General features: G+C 66.6%; 1 protein-coding gene (cut by a window edge). It reads right to left on the bottom strand.

What is annotated here, in order from left to right:
* On the bottom strand, positions 1-15,287 hold the 5' portion of the coding sequence (locus ACQPZ2_RS06270) for a non-ribosomal peptide synthase/polyketide synthase (RefSeq protein ID WP_433524686.1). It extends 2,401 nt beyond the left edge of the window; the window shows 15,287 of its 17,688 coding nt (coding positions 1-15,287); its start codon is at positions 15,285-15,287; its stop codon lies off the left edge, out of view.

The following is a 15,287-nucleotide window of genomic DNA, read 5'->3' as shown; positions in this document are numbered from 1 at the left end:
GCCAATTGCGCACCGGCCAAATACAACTCACCGGTCACACCCACCGGGACCGGCTGCAGCCGTGCATCGAGCACGTAGACCCGACTGTTCCAGACGGGCGCGCCGATCGGCACGATATGGGTCGGGTCCGCATCGACTTCGCAGGCCGTGATCGACACGGCTGCCTCGGTCGGGCCGTACAGGTTGAACAGTCGCGCGCCGGAATGTCCGGCTCGGCGACGGAATTCGATCGCGGTGGCGGGCGGCAGCGCCTCACCGATGGCGAGCACCTGCCGCACTGAATTCGGCAGCGGCGCATCCGATACCGCGAGCAGCATGCCGACCAGCGACGGCACGGCGTGCAACACCGTCACCGCATGCCGTTCGATCAGGGCCCGCAGCCTATCCGGTTCGCGTTCGGTGCCGGGCTCGGTCACCACCAGGCGACCACCCGTCGTCAGGACCGACCAGAACTCCCACACCGACAGGTCGAACGTCGCTGGAGTCTCGAGCAGCGCACTCCCGTCCGGCCCGAGTGCGAATCGGTCACGCAGCCAGGCCAACTGGTTGACGATCGCCGCGTGCGAAATGGTGACGCCCTTGGGCAGTCCGGTCGAGCCGGATGTGAAGATCACATATGCCGGGTGCTCGGGTCGCAAGGGTCGCGCCCGTTCGTCATCCGTAATCGGAGTCGCCGCGTAATCAGCCAGCTCGAGTCGATCCACTTCCATTGTGGGAAGGGATATTTCGAGGGGAACAGGATCGCGTGACGTGGTGAGCACACACGCGGGCGCGGCCGTCTCGACGACGTACGCGATGCGGTCGACCGGATGATCCGGATCGATGGGCACATACGCACCACCGGCTCGCACCACCGCGTACATGGCGACGACCAACTCGACCGAGCGCCGCATAGCGAGCACGACGGTCGCCTCCGGGCCGACCCCGTCGGCAATCAACTTGCGCGCCAGCCTGTTGACCGCAGCATCGAATTCGGCATAGGTGAGCAATGATTCGGAGCCCGCATCGATCAACGCCACGCCCTCGGGCGTCCGCGCGACCTGAGCATCGATGAGATCCGCCAACGTCGCCGAGGCCACCGGATGCGCGGTCCGATTCCACTCTCCGAGCAACCGCCCACGCTCCGCCGCTCCGAGCAGATCCAACTCACCGACAGCCGTATCCGGCTGGACAACAACCGATTCGAATACTCGCAGCAGCTGCTCACTGAACCGCTGCGCACTAGCGCGCTCGAACAAGTCCGTCGCGAACCCGAGCGCGAGATCTATGCCCCCAGGCACGCCGTCCGCACTGTAGTGATCGACAGCGAACAAGTGCAGATCGAATTGCGCTACCCCACTGTCGAATTCGAGCTCGCTCACTTCGAGCCCGGGTAGCCGTAGTTCACCGCGCTCGTGATTCTGGAACGAAAGCCCGACCTGGAACAGCGGATGCCGCGCTGTCGATCGCTCCGGATTCAGCACCTCCACCAGGCGCTCGAACGGCACATCCGCATGCGAGAAAGCGCCGATATCGGCTGACCTGACCCGCTCCAGCAGCGCATCGAAGCTTTCACCGCCATCGACCCGAGTACGCAGCACCAGCGTGTTCACGAACATGCCGATGACATCGTCGAGTTCCGCATCGCCCCGGCCCGCGATCGGCGTGCCGACCGCGATATCCGGACTGCCCGACAGCCGAGCGAGAAGTGCGGAGAATGCGGCGTGTACAACCATGAACAACGTTGCGCCACTGCGTCGTCCGAGCGCGACGAGCGCGCTGTGCAACCGCGCGTCGATCGCGAACTCCACCTTCGCGCCGCGCAGACTCTGCCGCGCGGGCCGCGGGTGATCGGTCGGCAGCGCCAGCTGGTCCGGCAGTCCGTCCAGGGTTCGGGTCCAGTACGCGATCTGTTGTGCCGAAAGCGATTCGGGCTCGTCCTCGCTACCGAGCAGTTGCCGCTGCCACAGTGCGTAATCCGCGTACTGCATGGCGGGCGGTGTCCAGCCGGGCGCACTGTCGTCCAGGCGTGCACTGTAGGCCAGCATCAGATCACGGACGAACGGCGCGAGCGAGGATCCGTCCGCCGCGATGTGATGCAGCACCGCCGCCAATACGAACTCCGCGCGCCCCACTATCCGGAACAGCCGCATCCGCACCGGGATATCGACGGTCACATCGAACGTGGTGGCCACCAGCTCCTGAATCCGCTCCGGCAGTTCGGCTTCAGCGATATCAATCGGATCCAGCGACGGGATCGCCTGCACAACCGGCACGATCAGCTGGGTCGCCGCACCGTCCACTTCCGGATACCGCGTCCGCAGCGACTCATGTCTGCCGATCAGATCCGCGACCGCGGCTCGTAGCGCCGCGATATCCAATGCGCCGGTGAGCCGCAGCGCCAACGGAATGTTGTAGGCAATGGAGTGCTGGTCGAACCGGTTGAGGAACCACATCCGCTGCTGTGCCGGGGAGAGCGGAATCCGGTCCGGACGGGCGCCTGCCACCAGCGCGGGCCTGGTCGCGGCCGTATCGCTCGCGCCGACCGCTGCGGCAAGATCGGCGACCCGCGGCGATTCGAACAATGCGCGGACTCCGACGGTGCGCCCGAGCGCGGCCCCGATGCGAGCCGCGGCCTTCGCGGCCAGCAGGGAGGAACCGCCGAGGGCGAAGAAGTCGTCATCCGCGCCGATCAAACCGTCCATTCCGAGCACATCCGCGAAAGCCCCGGCGACGATCTCCTCGACGACAGTCCCGGGTTTGCGATAGGTCGTCGCCTCGAACTCCGGGGCGGGCAACGCCGCCCGATCCAGCTTCCCGTTGACGGTCAATGGAATTCGATCCACCGCCACGATCGCGGCGGGCACCATGTGCTCGGGCAACCGGCGCGCGAGCTGTTGTCGCAGCTCCGCCCGATCGACCGCGTCGAAGCCGACCACATACGCGACAATGCGCGGCTCATCCACCAGATCGCTGCGCACGACCACCGCCACCTCGCGCACCGCCGCACTCGCATCCAGCAGCGCCGCCTCGATCTCGCCCAACTCGATGCGGAACCCACGCAGGTTCACCTGCTGGTCGGCCCGGCCCAGATACTCCAACTCGCCGTCGGCCGTCCACCGTGCGAGGTCACCGGACCGATAGGCCAGCACACCGTCCCCCGCGTACGGATCGGCCACGAACCGGCTCGCGGTGAGCGCGGGCCGTCCGAGATAGCCACGCGCCAACTGCCCACCGGAGACATAGATCTCGCCGGGTACCCCGACCGGTACCGGCCGCAGCCGCGCATCGAGCACCCGCACAACCAATCCGGGTATGGCCCCACCGATCACACTCGCCGAGCCGATACCCGCCTCGATCGGCCGATGGGACACATGCACGGTGGTCTCGGTGATGCCGTACATATTCACCAGTCGCGGCGACCGCGGATGCCGAGCGAACCAGCCGACCAGCCGCTGCGGTTCCAATGCCTCGCCACCGAAAATCACATAGCGCAGTGCGAGTTCGGCAGGCTCGGCGGCAATCAGTTGATAGAAGGCCGACGGCGTCTGGTTCAGCACTGTCACCCGTTCCGCGGCAAGCAGTTCCAGGAACTGCTGCGGTGATCGCGAGGTGTAGTAGTCGACCACCACGAGCGTGCCGCCGTGCAGCAGCGCACCCCAGAGCTCCCAGACCGAGAAGTCGAAGGCGTAGGAGTGGAACAGGGTCCAGACATCCGAGGGCCCGAACTCGAAGTGGCACCGGGTGTTATCGAGCAGGCGCAGCACATTGCGGTGCGGGATGACCACGCCCTTGGGATTCCCGGTGGATCCGGAGGTGTAGATGACGTAAGCCGTATGCGCCGGATTCAGCGGCCTGCGTCGCTCCGCCTGGGAGACGGCGGTCGAACACTGATTCGCGGCCGCGATGTCGATCACCGGCCCGCCGAACCAGCCGGGTGCCAATTCGGTTCCGGCGCTGGTTATCGCGCAGATCGGACGCGCGTCATCGAGTACGTATTCGATCCGATCCGCCGGATAATTCGGATCGATCGGCAGATAGCCACCGCCCGCCTTGATCACCGCGACCAAAGCGACGACCAGTTCCACCGACCTAGGCAGCGCCACCGCCACCAGCGCTTCCGGTCCGACCCCTGCGGCGATCAGCCGCCGGGCCAGCCGGTTCGACCAGGCGTCGAGTTCGGCATAGGTCAGCGATCGCGTCCCCGCGCGGACGGCGACGGCTGTCGGATCGATCGCGGCGGCCAGCGCGAACCGGTCGGCCAGCGTGACGGTATCGGTGACGTAAGTCCTGGTCGGAGTCGACCATTCATACAGTGCGCGATGCTGTTCCTCGGCGCTGAGCAATTGGATATCCCCGACCACGACCGTGGCATCGGCGGCGATGGCGGCCAGCACCTGGGTGAACCGGCGACCGAGCACCGCGATCGTGTCCGCGTCGAAAAGGTCGGTCGCATAGGTGATCTCGATATCCATGCCATCCGCACGGCCATCGGCGTCATCGGATTCGACCACCGTGAACTGCAGATCGAATTTGGCTGCCGCCGCGTCGAATTCGACCGGACGCACCACGAGATCGGCGAGTTCGAGCGGCGGCAGCGTGAAGTTCTGGAACGTCAACGCCACCTGGAACAGCGGATTCCGATTCTGTACTCGTGTCGGCGCGATGACCTCGACGAGCCGCTCGAACGGCACGTCAGCGTGCGACAGCGCCTCGATATCCTGTGCGCGGACGGTATCCAGTACCGTCTCGAACCGCGACCTGGTGTCGATATGGGTGCGCAATACCAGGGTATTGACGAACATCCCGACGAGCCCGTCCAGCGCGGCATCACCGCGACCCGCGACCGGCGTGCCGATCGCGATGTCCGCACTCACCGACAGCCGGGACAACAAGACGGCCAGCGCCGCATGCATCGTGCTGAACAGCGTTGTATCCCGCTTGCGGGCCAGTTCGCGCAGTTCACTGTGCAGATCGGAATCGATGCGGAGCCGGTGGGTGGCACCGCGATACGACGACACGGCCGGGCGCGGCCGGTCGGTGGGGAGTTCCAGTTGTTCGGGCAGACCCGCCAGCGTGCGCCGCCAGAAGGTGAGCTGCCGGTGCGCCTGCGACTCCGGATCCGCATCGTCACCCAGTGTTCCGGCCTGCCAGAGCGTGTAGTCGGCATACTGCACGGGCAATCCCGCCCATGCGGGCGCAGCGCCGTCTCGACGTGCGGTATAGGCGGTCATGAGATCGCCCGCGAGCGGTCCGAGCGAGAACCCGTCGGCCGAAATATGGTGTAGCACAAGCGCTAGCACGTGTTCGTGGCCATCGGTAAACAGTCGGGCCCGCAGTGGCACCTCGGTGGTCAGCTCGAAGGTGGTCGCCGCGAATGCGGAAAGGTGCTCCCCGAGTTCGGCTTCGGTGATCAGTTCCGCTTCCAACGACGGAACAGCCGCACTGATGATCACCTGCTCCGCGCCATCAGGCCCGTCGGGATAGATCGTCCGCAGCGTCTCGTGCCGAGCGACCACGTCCGCCAGCGCGGCGGACAGTGCAGCCACATCCAGATCGCCGGTGAGCCGCAGCGCCACCGGAATGTTGTCCACGGCATCGCCCGGACCGGCCGAATCGTCGGCAAGGAACCGATTGAGGAACCACATGCGCTGCTGAGCCGATGAAAGCGGAATCCGCGCCGGGCGCGGGCGCGCGCTCAACCCGATGTAGCCGCGTCCCTCATGCGCCTCCGTCGCGGCCGCCAATGCCGCAACGGTGGGCGCCTCGAACAGCATCCGCACCGGCAGCCGCATATCCAGCGCCGCACCCAACCGGGCAACGACCTGGGTGGCGTTCAGTGAATTTCCACCGAGAGCGAAGAAATCATCGTCGAGGCCGACCAGCTCGACATTCAGCACCTCGGCAAAGGTCCGCGCAACTATTTCCTGGGTCGCCGTGCCGGGAGCCCGGAAAACGGCGGCCTCGAATACGGGCGCGGGCAGGGCCTTCCGATCCAGTTTGCCGGAAGCATTGAGCGGAAATTCATCGAGCACAACGAACGCGGACGGCACCATGTACGCGGGCAGTTGCCTGCTCAGAGTGGATTTCAGGGCATCGGTATCGACCCCGGTGTCCGCGACGACATAAGCGACCAGTTGCTGCCCGTCCCCCAGCACCACCACCGCCTGCGCAATCGAATCCAAGCCGGTGATCGCGGTTTCGATATCACCGAGCTCGATTCGCAGACCACGCAGCTTGACCTGGAAATCGGTGCGCCCCGAATACTCGAGCGCCCCATCCGCACGCCAGGTCACGAGATCCCCGGTGCGATACATTCGCGCACCATCGCCGAACGGATTCGCGACAAACCGGTCACTCGTCAGATCGGCCCGCCCGATATAGCCGCGCGCCAATTGCGCACCGGCCAAATACAACTCGCCCGCAACCCCCACCGGCACCGGTCGCAACCGCCCATCGAGCACATAGACCTGGGTGTTGAATACCGGCCCACCGATCGGCACGGTGTCCACGTCGGCATCGGTGACCTCGTGGCTGGTGACATCCACGGCCGCCTCGGTCGGGCCGTACAGATTGTGCACTGCCGCACCGGTCAGCTCACGCAGCCGATGCGCGGGCTTCGGCGCCAATGCCTCCCCCGACACGAATACCATCCGCAGCGAATCACAGTCGGCCGCTGCCTGTTCCGCGACGAACACCACCAACATCGACGGCACGAAATGCGCGACACTGACTCCTTCACGGCGAATGACCCGCGCCAAATACGCCGGATCACGATGCCCATCCGGCCGCGCCACCACCAGACGCGCCCCGACCCGCAACGGCCAGAAGAACTCCCACACCGACACATCGAAGGTGGCGGGCGTCTTCTGCAGCACCACATCGTCAGCGGTCAGCGCGTATGTGTCCTGCATCCACTCCAGACGATTGACGATCGCCGCATGCGAAACCGCGACCCCCTTCGGCCGCCCCGTCGAGCCGGAGGTGAAGATCACGTACGCGGCATTGCCCGGCGTCAAGGAGCCGAGCCGATCGTCATCGGTGACCGGGGCGTCCGAATAGTCGGAGGTGTCGAAGAGATCTACATCGAGCACCGCCCACCCGCACGAGCGTTCCTCGGTGTCGAGGTCCAGCCCATCCTCCGAGCGGGTCAGCACGCACACCGGACGCGCCGACCGCAGCGCCTGGGTGATCCGCTCGACCGGATGCTCAGGATCCACTGGGACATACGCACCGCCCGCCGTGAGCACGGCGTACATGGCCACGACGAGATCCACCGATCGCCGCATGCCGATGGCCACCGTGGTATCCGGACGAACCCCGATCGACACCAGCAGCCGCGCGAGCCTGTTCACCCGACCGGCGAATTCCGCATATGTCAGCGTCGCGTGGCGACTCGATGAGCGGTGGTGGCCGGGTGACGGTTGGGCCAGCCACTCGCCCTCGAAGGTGACCGCAATGGCATCCGGAGTCCGCGCGACCTGCGCCTCGAACAGCGATACCAGCGTCGCGTCGGCATCCACCGGATGCGCCGTCGCATTCCAGGTGTCGAGGATCAGTGCCCGCTCGTCATCGGCGAGCAGATCGATATCACCGATCCGTACCTGCGGATCCGCGACCGCATCGAGCACGCGCTGCAGCCGAGACGCGAACGAAGCGACCGTCCGCGCATCGAACAGATCGGTGGCGTACTCGAAGGTCGCTGCCATACCGGCTCCGCCGACAGACTCGGTCAGCGTCAGTTGCAGATCGAATTTCGCTGTCCGCGTATCGATATCGAGCATCGAGGCCTCGAGCCCGGCCAACTCCAGGCTGGTCTGCGCGGTGTTCTGGAAGTCGAGCATGACCTGGAACAGCGGATGCCGGGCCGCGGAGCGATCCGGATTCAATACCTCGACCAGCCGCTCGAACGGCACGTCGGCATGTGCGAGGGCACGCAGATCACCGTCGCGGGCCACCGCGATCAAGTCGGCAAAAGTCAGTTCGGGCCGCACATCGGTCCGCAGCACGAGGGTGTTGACGAACATCCCGACGAGCCCGTCCAACTCGGCGGCGCCGCGACCGGCGACGGGGGTCCCGATCGCAATGTCCCGCTGCCCGGCAAGTTTCGCCAGCAGCGTGGCGAATGCCGCGTGCAGCACCATGAACACGGATGCGTTCGCGCCCTCCGCCACATCACACAGCCGACGATGGGTCGCGGCATCGATGGTGAAGGCATGGCGCGCACCACGACCCGACGCGACCGCCGGACGCGGCCGATCCCCTGGCAGTGCCAGCACATCCGGCAGATCGGCCAATTCGGTCGACCAATAGCGGATCTGCGCGGCGATCAGCGATTCCGGATCGTCCTCCGCACCGAGGGTTTCCCGCTGCCACAGCGTGTAGTCGGCATACTGCACCGGCAACGGCACCCAGTTCGGCTCCGAGCCCACGCAACGTGCGGCGTAAGCGACCATCAGATCCCGGGTGAGCGGCGCGATGGACCAACCGTCCGCACTGATGTGATGAATCGAAACAACAAGCACATGCTCGGTCCCGGCGCGCAGCAATGTGAGTCGAACCGGTGCCTCCCGGTCCACCGCGAAAGGCATGGCCGCCAGCGCTCGAACCCGATCAGCCAACTCCGTGGCATCGACCGGCTCCGGCACCAGCGACACCGCATCCACCGGCAGCACATCCTGCTGCGGCACACCGTCGACCGCCGGATATCTGGTGCGCAGCGCCTCATGCCTGCCGATGACATCGGCGACCGCATCCGTCAGCGCGCCGAGATCGAGCACGCCGACCAGTCGCACCGCGGCCGTCAGATTATTCGAGACGGAGGCGGCATCGAACTGATTGAGGAACCACATCCGCTGCTGTGCATAGGAAAGCGGCACCACATCGGGTCGAGCTTGCGCGACCACCGCCCGTCGCGCGGTCCCCGAACCGGGCAGATGCACGGCCAACGCGGCCACCGTCGAATGCTCGAACAACAGCCGCACCGGGATATCGGCGTCGAGGACCGCGCCGATTCGCGCGACAATCTGCGTGGCCACCAGGGAGTTTCCGCCGAGTGCGAAGAAGTCGTCGTCCAGCCCGACCCGATCGAGACCGAGCACCGCCGCGAACACCTCGGCAACCGCATGCTCGGCAGACGTGACAGGTGCACGAAACGTCTTCGCGGTCGGCACCGGATCGGGCAATGCCTTGCGATCCAACTTGCCCGAGCTGGTCAGCGGCATTTCCGCCAATCCGACATAGGCCGTCGGCACCATGTACGAAGGCAGTACGGCGCGCAGCCGCTGCCCCAGCACCTCGGTCAGCTCCGCCTCCGGCATGTCGGCGACGACATAGGCGACCAGCAGCTCACCCGCCGCGTGCGCGAACACCCGAACAGCCGCGGCACGCACATCGTCGGCAGCGACCAGCGCCGCCTCGATCTCACCGAGCTCGATCCGCTGCCCACGCAGCTTTACCTGAAAGTCACTGCGCCCCAGATACTCCAGGTCACCCGCTCGATTGCGCCGCACCAGATCACCGGTCCGGTACATCCGGGCTCCGGCCGGTCCGTACGGATTGGCCACGAACCGCTCGGCGGTCGATTCCGCCCGCCCGTGGTATCCGCGCGCCGACTGAACGCCGGAGAGGTAGAGCTCGCCGACGACCAGGTCCGGCACCGGCCGCAACCGCGCATCGAGCACCAGCACCTGACTCGAACGCACCGGCCGACCGATCGGCACTGCCCCCGCCACCGTCGGATCCACGGGCGCATAGGTGGCGTGCACCGTGAATTCCGTAGGGCCGTAGAGATTGTGCAGTTCGGCTCGGCACACGGCAGCGAAGCGGGCCGCGGCTTCACCGGTCATCGCTTCACCTGCCACGAAAACCGTACGCAGCGAGGCGATCTCGGCAATACCGGTGGCATCGGCGAATACCGTCAGCATCGACGGCACGAACGAGGTCATCGTCACCCGGTGCGCCGCAATGGTCGCGGCCAGATAGGCACTGTCCCGATGCCCGTCATGCTCGGCGACCACCATGCGCGCGCCGCGCGTCCATGGCGCGAACAGCTCCCACACCGACACATCGAAGGTCGGCGGAGTCTTGAACAGAACCACATCGTCTGCCCCGATGCCGTATTCGTCGGCAATCCAGTCGATCTGATTGACCACCGAGGCATGCTGTACCGCAACACCTTTCGGCAAGCCCGTAGAGCCCGAGGTGAAGATGACGTACGCGGTATCGGCCGCCCGCAACGGACGCAGCCGATCCGAATCCCGCACCGGCGCATCCGAATAACCGGAGCAGTCCAGCGCATCGACCGCGAGGACCGAAGGGCCGGTCGACCACCCGTCGGCCGTCCGAGTCAGCACACACACCGGCCGGGCCGAGGCAACGACCTGTGCACGCCGCGCCGCCGGTTGATCCGGGTCCACCGGCACATACCCGCCACCCGCGGTCAGTACGGCATAGGCCGCGACGACGAAGTCCACCGACCGCCGCATACCCAGCACAACCAGCGTCTCGGGCCCGACACCGGCGGCGATCAGCCGACGAGCAAGCCGATTCACCCGCCGCGAGAACTCCGTATACGTCAGCGCGCCATGCGCGTCCACCAGCGCGACAGCATCGGGTGTCCGCCGCACCTGGGTCTCGAACGCGGCAGGCAGCGTCGCGACGCGGCTCGACGACTCCGCGATTCCGCACTCGATCGCACGCTGCCGACCTGCCACATCCAGCAGCGGCAGATCGCCTACCGCCAGCTCGACATCGACCACGATCGCGCGCAGCAACCGAACCAACCACTGCGCATAGTCCGCGATGGTGGATTCGTCGAATAGATCTGTGGCGTACGTGAATTCCGCACAGATCCCCGCCGGTGCCGAACCTTCCCTGAGTCCGGCACCGGCGAAGCCTTCGGTGACCGTGAGCTGGAGATCGAACTTGGTCACTCCGGTGTCCAGGGTACTGGTGCAGACCGACAAATCGGGGAGTTCGAAGGCGATGTCCGCAGCATTATCGAAAGCGAGCATTACCTGGAACAGCGGATGCCGCGCCTGCGAGCGCGGCGGGTTGATGGCATCGACCAGCTGCTCGAACGGCAATTCGGCATGGCCGAAGGCGGCGAGATCGGTCTCGCGCACCCGCTCCAGCAGCGACGAGAACGGAGCGGCGGCATCGACCACGGTCCGCAGCACCAGGGTGTTGACGAACATGCCGACGAGATCGTCCAGCGCGCGTTCACCACGGCCGGCCACCGGCGTGCCGATCACGACGTCGTCGCTACCCGACAGCCGCGACAGCAGCGCGGCGAGTGCGGCGTGCAACACCATGAAGTTCGAAACGCCCTGGACACGGGCAAGTTTCACGACCTCGGCGTGCACGTCGCCCGGAATTTCGAAACCGAACACCGCACCCCGGCCGGATGCGACCGCGGGCCGGGACCGATCGGCGGGCAGCTCGATCAGATCGGGCGCACCGGCGAGCGTGGCGGTCCAGAACTCCAGCTGCCGAGCCGACGCGGCATCGGGATCCTCGGCCGACCCGAGCAATTCGTGCTGCCAAAGGCTGTAATCCGCGTACTGCACCGCAAGCGGCAGCCATTTCGGCACGTCGCCCGCGTGCCGAGATCCGTACGCGGACATCACATCTCGCGCCAACACTCGCAGCGAAACGCCGTCCGCGGCAATGTGATGCAGCACCAGCGCCAGCGCACAGCTCTCGTCATCGACCAAGAAGATCCGTGCCCGAATCGGTATTTCACACTCCAGGTCGAATCCGAGCGCCGCGAACCGAGCCAGCTCGTCGTCCAGTCCGTCCGCACCGATCGACTCCGGCTCACCCACGACGACAACCTCGTCCGCGGACAACACGACCTGCTGGGCCGCCACTCCAGCCGATACCGCGGGAAAGACCGTGCGCAGCACCTCATGCCGATCGACCAGATCGGCCAAGGCCAGCCGCAGCGCGGAAATATCGACCGCACCGCGCAACCGCACCACGAACGGCATGTTGTAACCGGCGCTGGAAGTCTCGAACCGGTTGAGGAACCAGATCCGCTGCTGCGCCGGAGATAGCGGAACCAGCGGCGGCCGGTGCCGCGCCCGCAGCTGCGCGAGCACCGGCACGCCACTGGATCCACCCGCCCGCTCGATGAGTTCGGCGAGCGCGGACACCGTGGTAGCGGTGAACAATTCGCGAACCCCGAGCCGACAGCCCAGTTCGGCGCCCAACCGCGCCGCGACCTGGGTGGCCACCAAACTATTGCCGCCGAGCGCGAAGAAATCGTCGTCGCGCCCGACTCGATCATGTCCGAGCACCGCACCGAACACCCGCGCGACCGTGGCCTGCACCGGCGTCGCGACCTCGGCGTAGTCCGTCGAGATCCGCTCGGGTGCGGGCAACGCGGCACGATCCAATTTGCCGGAGGCATTGACCGGCAGCGCATCCAACATCACGAATGCGGCGGGAACCATATACGCGGGCAGCGCGCGCAGCGCCGCGCTACGCAGTTCGGCGGGAGACGCCGCGCCGGGCTCGGCTTCGACCACGTAGGCGACCAACTGCTCGCCCACCCCGGCGTCATCGCGCACCACGACCACCGCGCGCACCACCGAATCGACGGTCCCGAGCACGGCTTCGATCTCACCGAGCTCGATCCGCAGCCCGCGCAACTTCACCTGAAAATCGGTGCGGCCCAGGTACTCCAGCTCACCGTGGGTGGTCCAGCGCACCAGATCACCGGTGCGATACATCCGGGTGGCCGACCCGAACGGATCCGCGACGAACCGATCGGCGGTGAGCCCGGAACGGCCGACATAACCACGGGCGAGCTGTACCCCCGACAGATACAGCTCGCCCGCAGCCCCGACCGGTACCGGCCGCAGCCGCGAATCGAGCACGTAGAGCCGGGTGTTGAAGACCGGCGCGCCGATCGGCACCGAGAGGGTATCGGTATCGGTCACTTCATGGAAGGTGACGTCCACCGCCGCCTCCGTGGGACCGTACAGGTTGTGCAGCCGAGCACCGGTCAGCGCCCGCAGCCGCTGCGCCGGCGCCGCGGGCAGCGCCTCACCGGACGCGAAGACCATACGCAGCGCGGTGCGACCGGTGAACTCCCACTGTGCCAGAACGACTTCCAGCATCGATGGCACGAAATGTGCTGTTGTCACGCCATATTCGTCGATCACAGCCTGCAGGTAGGCCGGATCGCGATGACCGTCGTGCGCGGCGAGTACCAGCCGCGCGCCGATCTGCAACGGCCAGAAGAACTCCCACACCGACACGTCGAAGGTGGCTGGCGTCTTCTGCAGTACGACATCGTCCGCCGACAGCCGATACTGCTGCTGCATCCACACCAGCCGATTGACGATCGCCTCGTGGGTGACGGCCACCCCTTTCGGCAGTCCGGTCGACCCCGAGGTGAAGATCACGTACGCGGGCTGCCCCGGCCGCAGCGCGGCGGTGCGTTCCCGATCCCAGACCGGGCCATCCGGATATACCGCGGGATCCCACCCATCGAGACGGATCACCGGCACTCCGGAAAACTCCGTAGCCTCAGTTGTCAGTACACATGCCGGTCGCGCGGTCGCCAGAATGTGCGCGGTCCGCTCGGCCGGATGATCCGGATCCAGCGGCACATACGCCGCCCCCGCGGCGAGCACGGCGTACATGGCGATTACCAGCTCTGGCGACCGGCGGATGTTCAGCGCGACCAGCGTCTCGGGTCCGACGCCGAGTCCGATCAAATGCCGCGCCAGCCGATTGCTGCGCGTCGCGAGCTCCCGATAGGTCAGGTCCGGCACACCCGCGAACCGCACCGCGACCGCGTCCGGCGTCCGCGCGACCTGCGCCTCGAACAGCGAAACCAGCGTCGGCGCACCGGCGACCGCCGCTGGCACATCGAAACCGGTCGCATTCCAGATCCGGGTGCTGACCTCGAGTTCCAGTTCGGTCGCCACCGGCACCGCCGCCATCGGCGTATCGACCTCGGTGGCCACCAACCGCTCCAGATACCGCACGAACCGCCGCTGATGGCGCGCAATGTCGTCTGCGGCATAGAGATTCGGATTCGCCTCGAAATCGACGTGCACGCTGTCGCGCTCGCCGTAATAGACATTGAAGCTCAGATCCTCCACCGGCCCGGTGGACAACACGTGGTAGCGGCCGACCGTTTCGCCCAGCGTCAGCTCGCTGCCGAACAGCATGATGTTGGCCAGCGGTCCGAACAGCGCACGGCGCGCGGGCCGCCCGTCGTGCTCGGCATCGCGGCGGATGTCCTCGTGCCGATACCGCTGGTGCCGCAGCGCACCCGCCACCTCGACGCGCGCTGCCCGCAGCAGATCCCCCCAGGTGCCGTCGACCGCGAGCCGCAGCGGCACGATATTCGACAGCATTCCGGCCGACCGCCGCATGAGCGCGGTGGTGCGCGCCGTCACCGGCAGACTCAGCACCGCCTCGTCTCGATCGGTGAGCCGCCCGAGATATCCGGCGAAGGCCGCGAGCAGTACCACCGCGAGCGTCGAATCCTGGTTCGCCGCAAGCATATTCATGCGATCGACGAGCGCGTCCGGCAGTACCCGCCCCACCACCAGATTGGTCGCCGCGCGCGGTGCGGTCCGCCCGTCCAGACTGGTCGCGCCGTCGAGCCCCGCGATCCGCTCGGCCCAGTGCGCCCGGTCGGTCTCGAAACGCGAACTGTCCCGGTAGGCGAGGTCACCGTCGACCAATTCGGTCATCGCCCCCGGCTGGACCGCCTGCGGCTCGGTGCCGAGCACCCTTGCGGTATACAACTGCGCCACCCGCTGCGTATTGGTCAGCGCGCCGAACCCGTCGAGCACGATGTGATGCGCCCGCAGATACCAGAAACACCGCTCGTCCGCGACCCGCAGCACGGCACCCGCGAACAGCCGATCGGTCAGCATGTCGACCGGCGCGCCCGCATCCGCCCGCATCCATTCGCGCGCCGCGCCCACCGGATCGGCGTACTCACGCAGGTCGATTGCCTGGATATCGACCGAATTCGCCGGATCCACACATTGATTCGGCACACCGCCGGATTCGCCGAGGCGCACCAGCACGGATTCGTATTCCCGCGCCGCGATGACCGAAACCTCCTGCAGGATCGCGGGATCCAGCACGCCGGGCACGTCCACGTATTGGGCCACATTGATCGGCACGCCGGGATCGAGCAACTGCGCGTACCAGACCCCCAGCTGCGCCGGTGCGAGCGGAAACGGCTGGTTGTCCGGAGCGTCCGGTAAGCAGTCACTCGCCAGGCGCGCGGCCCCGTCCGGTCGCGCCCCACCCAACTCCGTACCGTGCAC

This window comes from Nocardia pseudovaccinii (assembly GCF_050942345.1).
Lineage (GTDB): Bacteria > Actinomycetota > Actinomycetes > Mycobacteriales > Mycobacteriaceae > Nocardia > Nocardia pseudovaccinii.
The sequence above is the reverse complement of the archived record's forward strand: the minus strand, read 5'-3'. Positions and strand labels throughout refer to the sequence as shown.